Source organism: Bordetella parapertussis (assembly GCF_020735925.1).
GTDB lineage: Bacteria > Pseudomonadota > Gammaproteobacteria > Burkholderiales > Burkholderiaceae_B > Bordetella > Bordetella pertussis.
Genome location: NZ_CP085971.1, coordinates 2,464,875 through 2,483,657, shown reverse-complemented (window position 1 = coordinate 2,483,657; position 18,783 = coordinate 2,464,875). Strand labels below are relative to the sequence as shown.

General features: G+C 69.4%; 17 protein-coding genes and 1 pseudogene. 5 read left to right on the top strand and 13 right to left on the bottom strand.

The window, feature by feature from the left end:
• Position 1 precedes the first annotated feature (1 nt).
• Positions 2 to 964: a hypothetical protein gene (locus LK409_RS11855; protein WP_010928714.1), complete on the top strand. Its 963-nt coding sequence runs from the start codon at positions 2 to 4 to the stop codon at positions 962 to 964.
• A gap of 24 nt (positions 965 to 988) precedes the next feature.
• On the opposite strand, the gene LK409_RS11850 is transcribed toward LK409_RS11855, so the two are convergent.
• Both LK409_RS11850 and LK409_RS11845 read right to left on the bottom strand, forming a co-directional pair.
• Positions 989 to 2,848, bottom strand: a complete 1,860-nt coding sequence (locus tag LK409_RS11850; protein ID WP_010928713.1) for a sensor histidine kinase — start codon at positions 2,846 to 2,848, stop codon at positions 989 to 991.
• Positions 2,841 to 3,515: a response regulator gene (locus LK409_RS11845; protein ID WP_010928712.1), complete on the bottom strand. Its 675-nt coding sequence runs from the start codon at positions 3,513 to 3,515 to the stop codon at positions 2,841 to 2,843. The genes LK409_RS11850 and LK409_RS11845 overlap by 8 nt, the downstream gene beginning before the upstream one ends.
• Before the next feature lie 129 nt (positions 3,516 to 3,644).
• Here LK409_RS11845 and LK409_RS11840 point away from each other — a divergent pair.
• A pseudogene (locus LK409_RS11840) lies at positions 3,645 to 6,237 on the top strand (autotransporter outer membrane beta-barrel domain-containing protein).
• Between the two features lie 13 nt (positions 6,238 to 6,250).
• Here the strand turns inward: LK409_RS11840 and nadS are convergent.
• From nadS to LK409_RS11820, 4 genes are all read right to left on the bottom strand, one after another.
• Positions 6,251 to 6,550, bottom strand: a complete 300-nt coding sequence (gene nadS / locus LK409_RS11835; protein WP_003811547.1) for a NadS family protein — start codon at positions 6,548 to 6,550, stop codon at positions 6,251 to 6,253.
• 2 nt (positions 6,551 to 6,552) lie between these two features.
• A complete protein-coding gene (locus LK409_RS11830; RefSeq protein WP_003811545.1) occupies positions 6,553 to 6,864 on the bottom strand; it encodes a type II toxin-antitoxin system RelE/ParE family toxin in 312 nt (103 codons plus the stop codon).
• Between the two features lie 113 nt (positions 6,865 to 6,977).
• Positions 6,978 to 7,601, bottom strand: coding sequence for a glutathione S-transferase family protein (locus LK409_RS11825; protein WP_003811542.1), 624 nt, complete (start codon positions 7,599 to 7,601; stop codon positions 6,978 to 6,980).
• Positions 7,602 to 7,719: 118 nt separating this feature from the next.
• Positions 7,720 to 8,673, bottom strand: coding sequence for a LysR family transcriptional regulator (locus LK409_RS11820; RefSeq protein ID WP_041937234.1), 954 nt, complete (start codon positions 8,671 to 8,673; stop codon positions 7,720 to 7,722).
• Between the two features lie 116 nt (positions 8,674 to 8,789).
• On the opposite strand from LK409_RS11820, the gene LK409_RS11815 reads away from it, so the two are divergent.
• The 3 genes from LK409_RS11815 to LK409_RS11805 are packed head-to-tail and all read left to right on the top strand — an operon-like array spanning position 8,790 to position 11,799.
• Positions 8,790 to 9,752, top strand: coding sequence for a Bug family tripartite tricarboxylate transporter substrate binding protein (locus LK409_RS11815; protein ID WP_041937418.1), 963 nt, complete (start codon positions 8,790 to 8,792; stop codon positions 9,750 to 9,752).
• Positions 9,753 to 9,766: 14 nt separating this feature from the next.
• Entirely contained in the window at positions 9,767 to 11,161 is a 1,395-nt protein-coding gene (locus tag LK409_RS11810; protein WP_003811536.1) for an arylsulfatase, read from the top strand.
• Complete coding sequence (locus tag LK409_RS11805) at positions 11,158 to 11,799, top strand: LamB/YcsF family protein (protein WP_010928709.1); 642 nt, start codon at positions 11,158 to 11,160, stop codon at positions 11,797 to 11,799. Before LK409_RS11810 ends, LK409_RS11805 begins: the two co-directional genes overlap by 4 nt.
• On the opposite strand, the gene LK409_RS11800 is transcribed toward LK409_RS11805, so the two are convergent.
• The 7 genes from LK409_RS11800 to LK409_RS11770 all read right to left on the bottom strand — a co-directional run bounded on the left by LK409_RS11800 (position 11,739) and on the right by LK409_RS11770 (position 18,729).
• A complete protein-coding gene (locus LK409_RS11800; RefSeq protein ID WP_226376556.1) occupies positions 11,739 to 12,557 on the bottom strand; it encodes an IclR family transcriptional regulator in 819 nt (272 codons plus the stop codon). The two genes, LK409_RS11805 and LK409_RS11800, sit on opposite strands and share 61 nt — an antisense overlap.
• A 160-nt stretch (positions 12,558 to 12,717) precedes the next feature.
• Positions 12,718 to 13,944: a CaiB/BaiF CoA transferase family protein gene (locus LK409_RS11795; protein WP_010928707.1), complete on the bottom strand. Its 1,227-nt coding sequence runs from the start codon at positions 13,942 to 13,944 to the stop codon at positions 12,718 to 12,720.
• Positions 13,945 to 13,981: 37 nt separating this feature from the next.
• Positions 13,982 to 15,124, bottom strand: a complete 1,143-nt coding sequence (locus LK409_RS11790; protein WP_010928706.1) for a thiolase family protein — start codon at positions 15,122 to 15,124, stop codon at positions 13,982 to 13,984.
• A 19-nt stretch (positions 15,125 to 15,143) separates the two neighbouring features.
• Positions 15,144 to 15,563, bottom strand: coding sequence for a Zn-ribbon domain-containing OB-fold protein (locus LK409_RS11785; protein WP_010928705.1), 420 nt, complete (start codon positions 15,561 to 15,563; stop codon positions 15,144 to 15,146).
• 79 nt (positions 15,564 to 15,642) lie between these two features.
• Positions 15,643 to 16,659 (bottom strand): Bug family tripartite tricarboxylate transporter substrate binding protein, encoded by a 1,017-nt coding sequence (locus tag LK409_RS11780; protein WP_003811501.1) that lies wholly within the window; start codon positions 16,657 to 16,659, stop codon positions 15,643 to 15,645.
• 144 nt (positions 16,660 to 16,803) lie between these two features.
• Positions 16,804 to 17,742 (bottom strand): SDR family NAD(P)-dependent oxidoreductase, encoded by a 939-nt coding sequence (locus LK409_RS11775; protein WP_010928704.1) that lies wholly within the window; start codon positions 17,740 to 17,742, stop codon positions 16,804 to 16,806.
• Positions 17,743 to 17,832: 90 nt separating this feature from the next.
• Positions 17,833 to 18,729 carry a LysR substrate-binding domain-containing protein gene (locus tag LK409_RS11770; RefSeq protein WP_010928703.1) on the bottom strand — a complete coding sequence of 299 codons (897 nt, stop codon included), beginning with the start codon at positions 18,727 to 18,729 and terminating at the stop codon, positions 17,833 to 17,835.
• Between the last annotated feature and the right edge of the window lie 54 nt (positions 18,730 to 18,783).

Genomic DNA, 18,783 nt, shown 5'->3' with positions numbered 1-18,783 from the left:
CATGCGGCCGGCGGCCAGGCGGCTGGGCTCGTGGCTGATGGCGCTTGCGGCCTGCGCCGCGGCATCCGCCGCATGGGGCCAGCAAGGCTTGCGCCTGAGCAAGGACGACCTGCAAAAGCGCGCCAATGGCGTGCTGGCGCTGATGTCGTTTTCCATCGTTCCCGACATCACCACCAGCGCCTTGAACATCGCCGGCGGCGGGGGCTCGACCAGCGGGTCGACCGAGTTCTACATGACGCAGCTGGGCGGCGGCGACACCATCTCGAAATCGGTGCCCCTCTACCTGGAAGGCGTGCTGGCGGCCAGCCGCTACGACCCCACCTTCATCGCCACCCAAGGCGTCGAATCGCGCCGCATCCCCGCCAAGTGGAACAGCGTCTCGGCCACCGGCGGCATAGGCTGGGATTTCCCGCTGACCGACGAGCTGAAGCTGCGGCCCATCTTCAACGTGGCGCTGGGCAACGTGACCAGCGACCTGCGCGCGGCCAGCTGGTACGTGGGGCGGCAGACCGGGCAGGACATCGACTTCCTGGACCGCGGCTCGCTCAACGCCTACGGGCTGGGCGGGTCGCTGATGCTGGACTATGAGCATTACCGGCCGGGCTACGAGGTGGACGTGGAATTGCGCTACTCGGAGATCCGGCTGCGCAGTTTCGACAGCTCGGCGGCGGTGCGCGGCCAGGCCACGGCGCAATCGGCCAATCTGTGGGCGCGCTATCGGGCGCCCACCGGCGCGACGCTGCTGCAGCGGCCGCTGCGCTACGTGCTGGAGCTGACGCATTCGGAATTCCTGGGCGATCAGCGCGGCATCCTGGGTTTCGATCGCCTGACCTCGGTGGGCGCGGGCCTGGAGCTCGATTCCAGCGCCTACGACGTATTCATCACCCGCACGCGGCTGGTCGGCCGCTATGTGTTCGGCAACAACGTATCGGGGTTTTCGGTCGGCCTGGCAGTCAGCTTCTGAGCGGGCCCGCGCGGCACATGCAGTTCAAAATGGCTGCCGCGCGCCACCACGCGCCAGAGAAGGCGCGCCTCGATGGCGCGCGCGCGCCTGCATGCCGGTCAGGCCGCGCCCGGGCCTGGATGCGGCCGGCGCCTGGCGCGGACCGCAAAACCCCGCGCCGTCGTCGATGATGGTGATGACCGCGTGCGCAGGCTCGAGCCGGGTGCTCACGGTCAGGCGGCGCGCGCGCGCATGCTTGAGGATATTGGTGAACACCTCCTGCAGGATGCGCAGCACGTGCAGGGCGGCCGGCGGCGTCAGCCAGGAGACCGGCGGCAGCGGGCCGACCCGCCAGTCGATCGCCAGCCCGGCGGCCTGCAGGCGCGGTCCGAGCCGAAAGCGCAGCGTGGCCAGCAGCAGGGCCAGGTCGGTCTGGGCGGGTTCGAGCGAATCGATGGTCAGCCTGAGATCATCCAGGCATTCCTGCAACACCTGAGCGACCGCGCCCTCCGAACTGTTGCCGTGCTGGACCATGCGCAGCGCCGACACCAGCGAGGAACCCAGGCCGTCGTGCATGTCCTGCATCAGGCGTTCGCGCTCGCCGGCCAGGATGCGGATGCGCTCGACGTCGCGCAGGCGGCGGTGGCTGTGCTCCAGCTCCCGTTCGCGCTCGGCCAGGCGGCGCTGCAGCGTGGCCTGCGCGCCGGCGGCCCCGGCCAGCGCGTTGAGGTAGCGGCGGTAGGCCACATACAGGAAGATGACGAACATGCCGATGCCGGTATAGGGCAGCAGGTAGACGTGTTCCATGCTGAGCCTGTAGTTCTGCAGGAGCATGTCGTGCACCGCCACCGGGATGGCCGCCAGGTTCCAGCAGGCCAGCGCCAGGCCGTCGCGCGAACCGGCCCGCCACGCGCCCCAGACCGCCAGCAGGCAGGCGAACAGGCTGACCGCCGTAATGCCCAGGTAGGCCAGCGGCGCCAGCAGCACCAGATGCGGATGGATCTGCCACACCGGCAGCATGGCGGCCGTCAGCGCGCCCATGCCGGCCAGCATGGCGCGCTCGCTGCGCGGATAGGTGCGGCCGTGCAGGCGGAACGCGAAGAAATAGGACGCAATCGCCAGCCAGCCGACCGAGGTGATGGTCAGCCAGCTGAACCATTCGTCGTCGAGCAGCAACTGGAACGGCCCGGCGTGGTAATGCAGGCAACGCAGGTAGAACACCACGGAAGCCGCGAAGAACAGGCCGTAGATGGACTCCTTGCGGCGCACCGCCCACACGCCCAGCGCGAACAGCCCGATCGCCAGGAACACCGCGCTGGCCAGGTACGGCAGGTCCTGCTGCAGCCAGCGGCGCAGCTCGTAGCGCCAACGCAGTTCGCCGGCGGCGCCGACCCAGGCGGTCGACAGCCCCGCGCCCGCGCCGTCCAGGCTGCTGATGCGCAGCAGCAGCGTCGCGGGCGGCGGGCCGCCGGCAGCCAGGGGCAGCCACACCGGCCGGTTGAAGCCGCTCCATTGCGCGCTGCCGCCCGAGCGATACAGCAACTTGCCGTCGCCGTAGACGGCCAGGCGGCCGACGGTCTGCCAGCGCGGCAGATACAGCACGGGGTCGTCGACACCGCTGGCGTCGAGGTCCAGCCGGTACCAGGCCAGCGCCGCGTCGCCGGCCTGCGGATCGGGCACCACGCGGCGCTGCAGGCCGGCATGGGGCAGCGCCACGCTTTGCCAGTCGCCGGGCGGGCCCAACGCCGGCACGCGATCCGGCGCAGCGGCCGCTGCCTCGTCCTGCAGCAGGAACTGCGCGGCCGTGAAATGCCGCGGCTCGGCCAGCACGGCCGCGGGCAGCGCCAGCCACAGCCAGGCCAGCAGCGCCCAGGCCCGCCGCGCCAGGCGCCGGCGCTCAGCCATCCGGGCACAGGCCGCGCGCGGCATTGATGGCGTCGACCTTGGAGTGGACCTGCAGTTTGCGGTAGATGCGCCGCACGAAGGTCTGCACCGTGTGGCGCGAAACCTCGAGGTCGCGGGCGATTTCGTCGTAGGTGTAGCCCAGCGTGATCCGTTCGAGCACCTGATGCTCGCGTGGCGACAGCGCCATCGCGGCGGGCGGCGCGGCGGCAGGCAGGCCCTGGCGCAGCCGGTCGAGCAACTGGCGCGCGATCAGCGGGTTGATCGGGCTGCCGCCGTCGCGCAGGGCGCGGATGTCGCGCACGATGCCGGCCGGTTCGCTGTCCTTGAGCAGGTAGCCGCAGGCGCCGGCCTCGATGGAGCGCATCACGTGCGCCTCGTCGCCGAACATGGTGTTGACCATGATGTCGCAATCGTCCCAGAGCCGCCGCGCCTGCCGGATGACGTCGATGCCCGATCCGTCGGGCAGCCCCAGGTCGACCAGCAGCACGTCGGCCGGCGGGCCTTGCAGCATGGCCCGCGCCTGGGCGCAGGTCTGCGCCTGGGCCAGCACGGACATGCCGGGCTCGTGCGCGATCACCGCGACCACGGCGTGGCGAAACGCCGGGTCGTCCTCCACGATGGCGATACGCAGCGATCCGGCCGGCCGCGTCGGCGTACAGGTTTGCATGGCGTGCGTCTCCGTGCGGCCCCGGCTGTCCCCCGTTCGGGGGACAGACACAGAGCGAAAGTAATCGTAACTTTTGCTGCACTGTAGCGCGGCCCCAGGGTCGCGACAACCCGGACTCGATGCTCGTTCATGAAACCGATTTTTCGAATCGAACACCCATTTGGATCGTTGCCCGCGCGGGCCGCGCGCGGCGGACTGCTGCTGGCCGGCGCGCTGGCCTGTTGCGCTGCCGCGCATGCCGAGCTGCTGGGCGTGGACGGCGGCGGGCCGTCCGGCGGCGCGGGCGCCAGCGGCCCGGGGCTGGCGGGACAGCCGGGCAGCGGACCCGCGCCGGGCCTGGGCGGCGACAGGACGACGCCCGTACCCGGCGGTAACGGCGGCGCCGGCGGCGGTGCCGGCGCCGCGGGCGGCAGCAGCGAATCGACTCACTATGGCGGGGGCGGCGGCGGCAGTGACAGTGGCGGAGGCGGCGGCGCATTGGTCTACGAGATGGCGGGGGGGGGGGGCGGCGGGCGGCAACGGCGGCGGCGTGGCCCAGGCGCTCAGCGTCGGCGCGGATCTGCAGTCCAGTCGCGGCGGCGCGGGCGACGACGGCGGCGCCACGTGGCCGGTTACCCACAGGGCGGGCGCGGGCGGCGCCGGCGGGGCCGGCCTGTTCGTGTCGGCGTCGCGGTGGCAGGTGGAAACCGCAGGCCTGATCCAGGGCGGTAACGGGGCCCGGGGCGAGGCCAGCCGGGAACTCGACGGCGGCGATGGCGGCGCGGGCGGCGCCGGCGTGCGGATCGCCGGCAACGGCAATCGCCTGGTCAACGCCGGCCGCATCGCCGGCGGCCTGTCCGCGGACGGCCAGCAGGCCGACGCGGTGCGTATCGATGGCGCGGGCAACACCTTCGAGCTGCGCGCGGGGTCCGTCCTGCAAGGCAATGCCGTCGCCACGGGCGGCGCCAACGTGCTGGCCCTGGGGGGCGCGCAGCCGGGCGTCTTCGACGTGTCGGCGCTGGTGGCCGGCGCGCCGGCCGCGTGGAGCGGCGTGGCCCGGTATGGCGGCTTCACGGCGTACGAGAAGACCGGCACGGGCTCCTGGCGCCTGACCGGCGGCAACGCGGCGGCCCTGTCCTGGACCGTACGCGCCGGACGCCTGGCCGTGGATGCCGAGATGGCGGGCTCGGCCATGACGGTGGCCGCCGGCGGCACGCTGGGCGGCACCGGCACGGTGGGCGACACCACCGTCCGGGCCGGCGGCGCGCTGGCGCCGGGCAATTCCATCGGCACATTGCGCGTGGCGGGCGACCTGGTGTTCGAGCCGGGTTCGCGCTTCGAGGTCGAAGCCGACCCGGCCGGCACGGCCAGCGATCGCGTGACGGTCAGCGGCACGGCCGACATCCGCGGCGGCACGGTCCTGCATGTCGGGCCGGAAGGCGGGTTCGAGGCGCGCCAGCGCTACGTGATCCTCACCGCGGGCCGGCGGCTCGGCCAGTTCGATGCCGTCGGTTCGGACTACGCCTATCTCGCGCCGGCGCTGTCGTATGACGCGACCAGCGTGGCGCTGACCCTGCAGCGCCGCGGCGCGCCAGGCAGCGGCGAACTGGCTTTCGCCGACCTGGCCGATACGGCCAACCAGCGCGCCACCGCCCGCGCCGCCGAGACGCTGCCGGCTGCCCACCCGGTCTACCGCGCGATAGAGACGCTGCCCGAAGGCGCGCCGCCGGCGGCCTTCGATGCCTTGTCGGGCGAGGTGCACGCCAGCACGCGCAGCGCGCTGCTGACGAGCGCGCGCCAGGCGCAGCAGGTCAACCTGGGGCGTTTGCGCGACCACCTGGGCCTGGCCTGGCAGGCTGGCGCGCCGATGGCGGCCAGCGGCAGCGCGCCCGGCGCGGCGGCGCTGCCGGGCGCGCCGTCGCCGGCCTGGGCCGAGGTGGTCGGCGCCTGGCAACGCCTGGACGGCGACGGCAACGCGGCGCAGGTGCGCCAGCATGTCGGCGGGCTGTTCGTCGGCGCCGACACCGCGCTGGCCAACGGCTGGCGCGTGGGCGGCTCGCTGGGCTTTACCGATGGCCGGATCGAGGTCGACGCACGCGCCTCGCAAACCGACGTCGCCAGCTACACCGCCGCGCTCTATGGCGGCCGCGCCTGGGATACGGGCGCCGGACGCCTGAACCTGCTGGCTGGCGCCGCCTATACCTGGCACGACATCGCCAGCGAGCGCCGCGTCGACGTGGGCGACCTGCGGCAGGAACTGACGGCGGACTACGGCGCCAGCACCACGCAGCTGTTCACCGAACTGAGCTACGCCATGCCGCTGGGCATGACAGCCGAACTGGAGCCATTCGCGGGACTGGCCTGGAACCAGTTGCGCGTGCGCGGCTTCACCGAGACGGGCGGCAGCGCCGCGTTGAGCGGCGCAAGCAGCCGCGACGACATGGCCACCACGACCCTCGGGGCGCGCGTGGCGGTGCCGCTCGGCGCCGGCGCCACGCTGCGGGCGATGGCCGGCTGGCGGCATGCCTTCGGCGATCGCACGCCGCAAAGCACGCTGGCCTTCGGCCAGGGCAGCGCCTTCGAGGTGGCCGGCGCGCCGATCGCGCGCGATGCGGCCTTGCTGGGCGTGGGCGCCGGGATCGAGGTGGCGCGCAATGCCTTCCTGGACGTGGCGTACGCGGGGGAATTCGGCGGCGGCAACCGCCAGCACACCGCCAACGCGGTGCTGCGCTGGCGGTTCTGAATGGCGGCTTGCCTTACGCGGTCCGCAGCGCTCGCACGGCAATGTCCGGGGCGCTTGCCACGATTTTCAGAAGCGCCACGGCAGGGCCCGTCGGATTGCGGTGACCTTGCTCCCAGTTCTGCAGCGTACGGACACTGACGTGGATGGCTTTGGCGAATTCCGTTTGAGACATGTGCGTTTTTTCGCGCGTTGCCTTCACATCCACAGTCTCAACCTTGAATACACGCGATGGCGGCATCTTGCCTTGGCGAATGGCCACGGCTTGCTTCAGGCTGGCTTGCAGGTCGTTGAACACAGTGTTGTCTTTTTTCATCGTTACAGTTCCTTGACCAGTTCGCGCAGCGCCGCGATTTCGTCCGGGGTCAGGTTGATCTTCTTCGACTTTGCATAAGCCGCAAGCATGTAGATCTGACAATCCTGGCTGATCCAGTAATAAATGACCCGGATGCCACCTCGCTTGCCCGTGCCTTGCCGGCCGTAACGCATCTTTCGTATACCGCCGCCCCCACGCAGCAGATCGCCCCTTTCGGGGTTGTCGATCAGCAGCTGTTGCAGCCTGGAATATTCCTCATCCGACAGCAACGCGGTGATCAATTGCGTGAAAATTGGGGTTTCGATGAACTCCATTCATGGAAGGATATACGTCATTGACGTATATTTCAACCTCCAGCACACCGCCAGCGCGGTGCTGCGCTGGCGGTTCCGAACGGGACCCAGTGCTGCCTGCGGCGACGCGCCGCTCAGCCGTTCATCTCGGCCAGCGCGCGCTGCACGGCCGGCCGCGCGCCGACGCGCGCCAGGTAGTCGGCCAGCTTGGGAAAGCGCGTCATGTCGACGCTGTCGCCTTCCATCCAGCTGCCGACGGTGTACAGATAGCCGTCGACCACGCTGAAGCGCTCGCCCAGTGCCCAGGGACCGACGATCTGCGATTCCAGGTAGCCGGCGATGGCCGTCATGTTCTCGGGGATCTTGGCGCGCATGGCCTCGTGCGCGGCCGGGTCGTCGGCCCAGCGCGCGCCGCGCCGTTTGTGCGCGTGCGCGACGTGCGCGGTGGAGGCCAGGTAGTTGGCCAGTTCCTGCATGCGCGCGAACGCGAACGGATCGCCCAGCGGCGCCAGCTGCGCCTGCGGAAAGCTCTGCGCGATGAAAGCGAGCAGGGCGGGATTCTCGGTCAGCACGCCATGTTCGGTGGCCAGCGCCGGCACGCGGCCCTTGGGGTTGACGCGCAGGTAGTCGGGGCTTTGCTGCTGCGTGGCGCCGAAATCCAGCTTGACCAGATCGAAATCGGCGCCGGCTTCGTGCAGCGCGATGTGCGTCGCCAGCGCACAGGTGCCAGGGGCGGTATAGAAAGTCCAGCGGGACATCGTCATCCTCGTCGTGTGTCGTTTGCCAGCGGTATCGCCGCGTTGCCGCGGCGGACTGCGTACAGAGTAGCCGGCGTGGACCGCCAAGCAAAGCCCCGCCCATGCCCGGCGCCGCCGCTCAGGCGTCCGGAAACCGCATGGGCATGGCCTCGAAGACCGAGCGAAAGCGCACGATCTGCGGATGGGTCTCGGCGCTTTTGCGCAGGATCAGGCAGACCTGCATCGGCGCCACCCCCAGCGCGATGTCCAGTACCTTCACGCGGCCGCTGCGCGCGTGCGCCATGGCGGTGTGGCGGGGCGCCGCGGTCAGCAGGCGGGTGGCGGCGACGATGTCCAGCGCCTGGGTGTAGGTGGGGGTTTCCACCACGGGGTGGGGCAGCAGCAGCCCTTGGCGCAGGAAGGCCTCGGTCAGCGCCTGGCGCACGCTCGAGCTGATCCGCTGCAGCACCCAGTCGCACTGCGCCAGCCGGGCGTAGCCCGGTTTCTTCAGGCGCGCCGCCGGATGGTCGGGCCCGCACACCACGCACACGTCATCCTCGTACAGGTTGACGAAGGTCAGCGAGGCGATGTCGCGGCCCAGCTTGGCCACGTCCGGCGGCAGGCGCCCCAGCACGCAGTCCTGTTCGCCGGCCAGCAGCTGCGCCAGCAAGTCTTGCGCGCTGCCTTCCACCGTATGCAGATGACAGCCGCCGGCCTGGCGAAAGCCCTCGATGGCGCGCGGCAGCAGGACGGTGAACGCCTGCGGCACCACGCCGACCCGCAGCACCTCGTGCTCGCCGGTGTCCAGCCGGTCCAGCATGGCGCCCAGTTCGTCGAAGTCGTTCATGAGGATGCACAGCCGCGGCGCCAGCGCCAGCGTTTGCGCCGTGGGCGCCACGCCCTGGCGGCTGCGCGTGAACAGCTGCACGCCGAGCAGGTTCTCGATGTCGCTGAGCATGGCGGTGGCGGCCGGCTGGCTGATGCTCAGCCGCCGCGCCGCCTTGCGCAGCGTGCCTTCCTGCAGCAGGTACTGGATGAGGGCGATGTGGCGGAACTTCAGGTGCGAGAGCGCCGCGCGCGAACGTTGGACCATGGCGGAGGGGGAGTGAAAGGTATTGGTTATCACATAAGAGGATTTTTTGAATATTAACTTTGCAGCCCAATCCCTACACTCAGGTCTTTCGCTATGCAGACGAAAAGGGGAAGCGCATGAAAACAGTCTTACGTATCCTGCTGCTTGGCGCCGGCCTGCTGGGCGCCGCGGCGGCCAGCGCCGAGTGGCCGGCGGACCAGCCCATCAAGATCATCGTGCCGCAGGCGGCCGGCGGCACCAACGATACGGTTGCGCGCCTGATGGGCGTGGAGCTGGGCAAGGCCCTGGGCCAGACCGTGGTGGTGGAGAACCGGCCCGGCGCCTCCGGCGCCATCGGCATGCAGCTGGCGTCGCGCTCGCCCGCCGACGGCTACACCCTGGCCATTGCGTCCGACACGGCTTCCATCCTCAGCGCCACCCGCAAGATGGACTGGCGGCTCGACCATGACATGGCTGGCGTGGCGATGGTGGGCGACCAGCCCATCGGCGTAGCCGTCTCGATGCGCGCGCCGTACGCCAGCCTGGACGAGCTGCTGGCCGCGGCCCGCAAGGAACCGGGAACCATTGCTTTCGGCACCTCCGGCCTGGGCACGTCGCAGCATATCGTCGGCGAGTGGCTGACCCACCTGGCCGGCGTGCAGATGATCCACGTGCCCTACAAGGGCGGGGGCCAGGCGGTCACCGACCTGGTGTCGGGCACCACCCCGGCGGCGGTGCTGGGCTTCGCGCCCCTGCTGGGGCAGGCGCGCAGCGGCGGGATACGCATCGTTGCCGTCACCACTGCCGAACGCAACCCCGCCATGCCGGAGGTGCCGACGCTGACCGAACTGGGCTACTCGCAGATCACGCGCTCGCAATGGGTGGGCGTGGTGGCGCCGCGCGACACGCCGCCGGCGATCGTCAAGCGCCTGTCCGACGCCATGGCCGCCATCGGCGCGCAGCCGGCGATACAGGACAAGCTGCGCGAGATCGGCCTGACGCCCAAGTCGATGGATGCCGCGCAGTTCGACGCCTTCATCCACAAGGACGTGGCCGACTGGGGCCGCCTGGTCACGGAACTGAACATCAAGCTGGACTGATTCGGAGGTATTTCATGTCGCAAGTGACGCAACATCCCAACGTGGTACTGATCCTGGCCGACAACCTTGGCTGGGGCGAGCTGGGGTGCTATGGCGGCGGCGCCATCCGCGGGGCGCCCACGCCGCGTATCGATGCGCTGGCCGCGCAGGGCACGCAGTTTCTCAACTTCAACGTGGAAAGCGATTGCGTGCCCACGCGTTCGGCGCTCATGACCGGGCGCCACCCGGTGCGCACCGGCGCCATGCAGTCGGTGCCGGCCGGCCTGCCGCAGGGCCTTGTTCCCTGGGAGCGCACCTTGGCGCAGGCCTTCTCCGAGCAAGGCTACGCCACCGCCATGTACGGCAAATGGCACCTGGGCGACAAGGAGGGCCGTTACCCCAAGGACCGCGGCTTCGACGAGTGGTACGGGATCCCGCGCACCACCAACGAAAGCATGTTCATGGAGGCGGTGGGCTTCGACCCCGACGTGGTGGAAGTGCCGTACGTCATGGAGGGCCGCAAGGGCAGTCCGGCCGAAAGGCGCGAACGCTACGACCTGGAAATGCGCCGCCGCATCGACGAGGTGCTCACGCAGCGCAGCTGCGAGTTCATCGGTCGCCACGCGGGCAAGGCCCCGTTCTTCCTCTACGTGCCGCTGACGCAGCTGCATTTCCCCACCATTCCGCACCGCGAATTCGAAGGCCGCACCGGCAAGGGCGATTTTGCCGACTCCCTGGTGGAGATGGACGCGCGCATCGGGCAGATCCTGGATGCGGTCGACCAGCACGGCATCGCCGACGATACCGTCTTCATCTTCGCCAGCGACAACGGACCGGAGTACCGCCGGCCCTGGCGCGGCAGCGCCGGCATGTGGACCGGCACCTATCACACGGCGATGGAAGGGGCGCTGCGGGTCCCGCTCATCGTGCGCTGGCCTGGCAAGGTGCCGGCCGGCCGGCAGACCAACGAGATCGTGCACGTGGTGGACCTGTTCCCCACGCTGGCCGGCATCGCCGGCCTGCAGGTGCCGCAAGACCGGCCCATCGACGGCGTCGACCAGTCCGCGTTCCTGCTGGGCCGCGAGGAGAAATCGGCGCGCGAGGGCTTTGTCTACTACATCAAGAACGAGCTGCGCGCGGCCAAATGGCGCGACTGGAAAATGCACTTCGTCTGGGAGGTGGAGCCCAATGCCGGGCCCAACCACCTGGAGACGCCTTATGTGTTCAACCTGATGCAGGACCCCAAGGAAGAAACCGACGTCAACACCATGCAAGGCTGGGTGCGCGGACCCATACGCCGCATGGTCAATGCGTTCCAGGCCTCGCTCAAGTCCTATCCGCCGATCCCGCCCGGCGCGCCGGACGATTATGCGCCGTCCTACGACATGACGCCGCCGGCCGCCAAGGACGGCGGCCAGGAGGCGCCGTGAGCGACGCCCAGGCCGAATGGGCCGCGCATATCTGCCCGGACGCCGGCGCTGCATTGGCGGCGCTGCCGCCGGCATGCCGCATCGTCTACCTGGCCGACGGCCAGGCGCCGGCCCTGGGCCGCGCCGTGCGGGCGCTTGCCGCCGATCTCGTCGTGGGCCTGAGCCTGGACTATCCGCCCGGGCTGGACCCGCGCGAGCGCGGCGCGGCGGCGCCGGACACCGAGCTGGAAGACGCCTTGCTGGCGCGGCTGGCCGGCTTCGCGGCCATCGCGCGGCGCTGGGACCGCCCGCTGCGCACGGTAGGCTGCCACGGCGCCCTGGCACTGGACGTGGCCGACGACGAACGCACCACGCAGGTCGTGGCGCGCATGCTGCAACGCTACGATCCGGCGCTGTCGATGGCGGTGCCGGCCGGGCGGCGCGGCATCGCGGTGGCGCATCATTGCGGCATCGCCGTGGTGCGGGAAGCCTGGGCGCGCGCGCCTTCGTCCGGCGCCGCCGATATGTCCAGTGTGCGTGTCGACCGGTACCGGCTATGCCTGGACGCCGGCGCGCCGGGCCTGAGCCCGCTGCCTGCTCAGGCCCGGCGCGCCGCGGCGGCCGGTTTCCGGGGTTTTGCCTCCGACGGCGCCACGTAGCCCAGGCTGTGGCTCAGCCGTGCCGCATGCTCGATCAGCGCCTGGGTGTATTCGGCTTCCCGCCTGGCGTTGAAGCGTCCCTGGGGAATGGTCAGGCACAAGGATCCGAGCACGTTGCCGTCGACGCCGAAAAACGGCGCGCCCAGGCCGATGGAGCCGGCGATGCGTTGCCCCTTGGTCACGGCATAGCCGCGCTTGCGGATCTGGGCCAGGTCCTTGTGCACCGTTTTATCGGCCACGTCGGCTCCGGTGACCGACGGGCCGGCCTCGGCGAGGATGCGGTCGATATCGTCCTGGGGCAGAAAGGCAAGAATACTGCGCGCCGTGGCGCCCCATGCCATCTGCAGCGGCGTGTTCTCCTTGACGTCGTAGCGCAGGAGTTCCGTTCCGTGGTGGACGCTGACGATGGTGTAGCGGCGCTGCTGGGCCAGGTACAGGCACAGCAGGGTGGTTTCGTTGAACCGTTCCACCAGGGATTGCAGCAGGGGCGCGGCGAGGTCCTTGATCTGCGACGAATCCACCACCAGCGAGGCGATGCGCACGAATTCGACATCGCAGTAATACATCTTCGTGACGGGATCCCTGGCCACCAATCCTTCGTCCTTGAGCAGCGCCAGCAGGCGATGGATGGTGGAAGGCGCCAGCGCCAGTTCCGCCGCCAGGTCGCTCAGGGTGACCCGGTTGCTGCGTTCGGCCAGGATGCGCAGCAATGCGACCACGCGCGCGACGGTGCCCAACGTATTGTCTGTCTTTGCCATAGTTCCCATGTCGGTAGCGACGAGCGCGGCCGCCGGCCTGCCAGGCCGGCCGGCGCGCCGCCGTCCTGGCCGCGCAGGAAAGGCCTGCGCCGGCCCTGATGGCCGACATTGTAGCGGGGCGCCATGGCGCGGACAGCCACGGGATGGCGCCGGCCGGGAACTACATGACGACTTTCCTGGCCTGCATGGCCTGGATCTCCTGTTCGCTCCAGCCGAGCCATTGCGCCAGGATCGCCGGCGCGTCCTCGCCCAGGCGCGGCGGGTAGCGGGCCGGCGGCTCGGCTTCGCCCAGGAACTTGATCGGGTTGCCGACCACTTCGATCTCCGGTCCGCCTGGCCGCCGCAGGGGCATGACCATGCCGCGTCCGCTGGCGCGCGCTTCGCTCAGCGCCTCGGGCACGGTCTTGATCAAGGCCACCGGCACGCCGTTGGCCGCCAGCGGTTCGATCCATTCGGCGGCGGGACGGGCGAGGAAGGCCGCCTCGAGCAAATCCCACAATGGCTCGCGGTTCTGCAGGCGCATCTCCGCGTCGCAGAACCGGGCATCCTGGGCCAGCTCGCGCAACCCCAATGCCTCGCACAGGCCCTTCCACATGCGCTCGGTGTTGGCGGTGACCACCAGTTCGCGGCCGTCGCCGGCGAGGAACGACCGATAGGTGGGGATGGAGTCGTGCCGGGCCGCCTGGCGTTGCGGCGTCACGCCGGCCACCAGCGCGTAGGTGCTTTGGTACGAGAGCATGGCCAGTTGGCAATCGAGCATGGAAATGTCGATGTGGCGTCCCCGTCCGCCGCGCGCGGCGTCGGCCAGCGCGGCATTGACGGCGATGGCGGCGTACATGCCGGCCGCCAGGTCGCCGGCGGGAATGCCCAGGCGCACGGCAGGGCGGCCGGCTTCGCCCGTCAGGCTCATGACGCCCGACATGGCCTGCACGATCATGTCGTAGGCGGGACGGTCGCGCAGCGGGCCGACCTGGCCGAAACCGCTGATCGACGCCCAGACCAGGCTCGGGTGCTGCGCCATCAGGGCGGCAATATCCAGGCCGATCCGCGCCGCCACCCCTGGCCGGTAGTTCTCGACCACCACGTGGCTGCGGACGATCAGCGACTTGACCAGGGCCAGCCCCTCGGGCTGCTTCATGTCGACGGCCAGGCTCTTCTTGTCCCGGTTGATCCCGAGGTAGTAGGCGCTGTCGCCGTCCACGAAGTGCGGCGGAATGTGCCGGCTGGAGTCGCCGTCCGGCGCCTCCACCTTGATGACCTCGGCGCCGAGGTCGGCGAGGATCTGCGTGCAGAAGGGGCCTGACAGAAAGGTCGTCAGGTCCAGCACGCGATAGCCGGCCAAGGGCTTGGCGGCCGGCGCGGGGGACTGCTGTTGAACTTCATGCATGTTGCTGCTGTTCCAGGCTTGTTCTTGTCGCGGCGTCTCAGACGGCTTCGTACAGATGCACGGTGCATGCGCCATGGTCCAGGCCGGCGATGCCGCCGCCGGTCACGTGGCTGAGCGCGCGCCTGGCGCCGGGCACCTGGCGCTCGCCGGCCTGGCCCGTCAGGTGCCAATAGACCTCGACGGCCTGCGCCACGCCGCTGGCGCCCACCGGGTGCCCCTTGGAGAGCAGGCCGCCGCTGGGGTTGACCACGACCTGGCCGCCGTAGGTGGACTGGCCGCAGCGCAGGAACGCGGCGGATTCGCCGCGCGGGCACAGGCCGAGGGCCTCGTAATAGACCAGTTCGGCAATCGAGAATGCGTCGTGCAGTTCGACCACGTCCAGGTCTTGCGGGCCGAAACCGGCCGCTTCATAGGCGTCGCGCGCCGAGTCGGTGCTGATCTCGGGGTTGAGCATGTCGCGATATCCCGCGGTGACCTGGCCGCTATGGACGACCGAGGCGGCCACGCGCACGGCCGGGGCGGCGAGTTTGCGCCGGCCCGCTTCGGAGACCATGATCACCGCCGCGGCGCCGTCGCCGGTCGGGCAGCACTGCAGCAGCGTCAGCGGGTCGCAGATCGGCCGCGAGTCCAGCACTTCGTCGACCGTCACTTCGGAGCGAAACTGCGCATAGGGATTGCGGGCGCCATGCCGGCGGGCCTTGACGCTGACCTGCGCGAGATCCGCCACGGTGGCGTCGCGTTCGTACAGGTAGCGTTGCGCGCGCATGGCGTAGACGGCCGGCATCACGATGCCTAGCCGGACTTCGGGATCCTCGGCGACCAGCGGCAGCGTCCCGCCGCCGAACTGGGTCAGTTTGTCCACGCCGATGACCAGCACGATGTCGCGTATGCCGGCCTGGATATCCTTGTAGGCGAGGTGCAGCGCCGAGGCGCCGCCGGAACACGCGTTATCGACATTGAAGACGGGGACCGCGCCGATTCCCATTTCCTTGACGATGCGCTGGCCGGTCAGCATGCCGCCGAAGGCATGGCCGCAGACCACGGCTTCGACATCTCGCGGCGCGATGCCGGCCGAGCGCAGCGCGTTGAGCACGGCGGGGACGGCGAGGCCCGAGTAGCTGGACTGGCGGTGCTTGCCCATGGGGATCATGGCCGCGCCGGCGATGTAGACTTTGCTCATTGATATCTCCTGGTCCGGGTCAGGCGGGCGTGACGAACCAGCGCTCGCCATCGGCGCGCAGCCGGACGGATTGGCCGCAATGCAGGGGCTGGGCGGGGTCGGCCAGTACGTGCGCGAGCACGCGCACCCCGTTCGGAAAATCCACATAGCCGAGCGTGTAGGGCACGGGCCGCGCGGACGAAACGTGGACGGTGGTGTACGAATACAGCGTTGCGTCGGGGCCGAACAGGAACGGCTCCATGTCGCGCGCGCCGGTCTGCAGGCATACCTCCCGTTCGGGAAACGCCATGCTGCCCGAGGACCGGCTACGGCTGCCGCGCAGGTACACCACGGTGTCCTTGACCTCGAACGGCGGTAGCGGGGCTTCTTTCAAGTCCTCGATGGGGAGGGCGTCGTCGGCATACTGCTGGCCGCCGGTTGCCGGTGATGTTTCCTGCATTTTCCTTGCTCCTGTCGCTGTGTCTGGGGCGGCGGGGCGCTCGCCGTCCGGATGGTGTCGCCGTGCGGGCCGATGGCGCTCAGCTCGGATTGATGCCGGCATCCTTGACCAGCGTGATCCAGCGCGCGGTATCTTCCGCAATGACCTGCTCGAATTCCTTGCCGCCGCGGGTGTCGACCTGCATGCCCATGGACTGGTACGCGGTGCGTACTTCGTCCGTGCGCGTGGCCTTCTCGATGGCGGCGTGCAGTTTCCGGCGGACGGGCTCGGGTACGCCGGCTGGCGCGGAGATGCCGTACCAGATGGTCATCTCGAACGGCACGCCAAGTTCGCGCAGCGTCGGCACGCCGGGCCAGGCCGGGTCGCGCTCGCGGGACGTCACCGCCACGCCGCGCACGTTGCCGCCGCGGACCTGGGCCGATGCCGAGCCCGACGTATCGATGGCGAACTGCACGTTTCCGGCGATCAGGTCCACCATCATGGGCCCGGTCCCCTTGTAGGGCACATGGATCGCGCTGAGTCCCGCCGCGCTCAGGAACGAGGCCGTCGCCATGTGCAGCGCCGCGCCCACCCCGGAAGAGCCGTAGTACAGCTTGCCGTCGTTGGCGCGCAGATAGTCCAGGAACGCCTTGCCGTCCTTGACGGGCAGGTCCTTGTTGATCTCCAGGACGCAGGGCACCTGGCCGAGCAGGGAGATCGCCGACATGTCCTTGCTGAAGTCGTAGGACATGTTCTTGTACAGGGCCGGGGCCGAGGTCAGGGTGACGTTCGAGAGCAGCAGGGTGTAGCCGTCGGCGGCCGCGCGCGCGACATAGGCCGCGCCTATCGTGCCGCCGGCCCCGCCTTTGTTCTCGACGATGACCGATTGCCCCAGTTCGGCCGCCAGGGCCTTGGCGACGACGCGCGCCAGCATGTCGGTGGATCCGCCCGCGGCGAAGGGAGCGACCAGGGTGATGGGCTTGGCGGGAAAGGCGTCCGCGGCGTGCGCCGGCGATAGCGCGGCCAGCGGGGCCAACGTGAGCGAGCACGCCGCCGCGAGGGTTTTCAGTGCGCGGCGGCGCGGGGCGGCAACATCTTCGGGGTGGTGGTCCGGCATGGAAAGTCTCCTGTCTTTTCTCGGCCCGGGGCCGGGCGCTGGCGCGCGATAGTTGGTGTTAATTCCGTTGAACGGAAATGACTTCCGTTAAACAAAATTCTAAGCGCGCGACAAAAGACAGGGATAGCTAGGGTTTTCCCGTGCCTAGGGCCCGAGGCGCGCCAGGGCTCCGCCGTCCACGGGCAATTGCACGCCGGTAATGAAACCCGCCTGGTCGGACGCCAGGAACACCGCGGCGTGGGCGACGTCCCAGCTCGTGCCCATGCGCCCGCGCAACGGCACCATCGCATTGCGTTCGGCGACGATCTGTTCGCGCGGCTTGCCGGTCAACCTGACGCGAGCCTCGATGACCATCGGCGTATCGATCAACCCTGGCAGGATGGCGTTGGCGCGCACCCCGTGCTCGGCGTAGGTCATCGCGATGTGCTGCGTCAGGCCGAGCACGCCCATCTTCGTGGCCTTGTAGGCAACGTTGGGATACAGCGCGTAGGCCGCCGTCGATGCGACGTTGAGCACGCAGCCGCTGCGCTGCGCGCGCATGGCTGGCAGCACGTGCTTGCATGTCAGCATCATGCCTTTCAAGTTGAGATTGGCGAGCAAGTCGAACGCTTCGGCGGAGATATCCTCGACCGGCGCATCGCCGCCCGCGCCCGCGATGCCGACATTGTTGTGAAGAATGTCGATGCGACCGTGCGTTTCCATGACTTGCCGCACCATGGCCACGATGGCGGCTTCGCTGGTGATGTCGGCTTGTACCGCCATGGCCTGGCCGCCTTCGGCCAGGATCAGTCCGGCCGTCTCGCCGGCGCTGGCCATATCGCGGTCGACCGCCACGACGCTTGCGCCTGCGCGCGCGAATGCAATCGCGGTGGCGCGGCCGTTGCCCATGGTGCTGCCGGGCGTCTGCCCGGCTCCGACGACGATGGCGATCTTGTTTTCAAGAACATTGGACGGCATAGTTTTCCTTTTTCCGATGGAGCCCGCGGGCCCGCGCTGCAAATACAGGGGTTCCCCATATTTCCGTTTAACAGAAATTAATTCGTCACAGCGGAAATTAGTGTATTCGATCGGACGAGGAAGCACGGCCGCGCACGAGCGCGGCGCGGCGTGCGGCCGTCGACATGTGCGAGTCCGGCGCGCCGCCGGTCGTGCGGGCGCGCGCGTCGCCTGGGCCTAGGGCAGGCTGTCGAAATCGCGTAGCGGCTCCAGGCCGCCGATCAATCGCTCGACCAGCCCGTTCGCGGTGCTCTCGCGCCAGATCAGGCTGAGCTCCAGATAGTGCGGCGTGCCGGTCAGCGGCAGGAAGACCGCGCTGCCCTTGTAGATGCGCTGCAGGGAGCGCGGCACGATGGTGACGCCCAGTCCCATGGCCACCATCTGCAGCATGGTCGACTGGTGGCGGGCGGTATGGTGGATCTTGGGGCTGAAGCCGGCGTTCATGCACAGCGACACCATTTTGTCGAACAGCCCCGAGGCCAGCGTGCGCGGAAAGAACACGAATTCCTCGCTGGCCAGCTCCGCCACCGGCACGGCCTCGCGGCTTGCCAAGGGGTGCTGGCTGGGCACGGCGGCGTAGAACGGTTCGCGCAGGATCTGGCGTGTCCGCAGATCGGCCGTATCGATGGGGGTGTGGACCAGTCCGATGTCCAGTTCATCGCGCAGGACGGCGAGGGTCTGTTCGCGTGAACTCATTTCCGTCAGTTCGACCTTGCTGCCAGGCATGGATCGCTTCACCTGGGTCAGGATGTACGGGACCAGATGCGCCAGCGCCGAGCTGACCGTGCCCATGCGCACGGTGCCCAGCATGCCGGCGGCGATCTGGGTGGTTTCCTGCGCCGCCAGCCGCACATTGGCCAGGATGGCTCTGCTGGACTTGAGCAGGGCGGCGCCGGCGGCCGTGAGCGAGATGCCGCGCGGCAGGCGGTGAAAGAGCGGCGCGTTCAGTTCCTCTTCCAGCGCCTTGATCTGTTGCGACAGCGGCGGCTGCGAAATGTGCAGGCGCTCGGCGGCGCGGCTGAAACTGCGCTCTTCGGCCACCGCCACGAAATACCGCATCTGCTTCAGATCCATGGTCCTGTTCTTCGATTCGATGTTGGTAGTCGATTTTCATATGGGAAGGATATA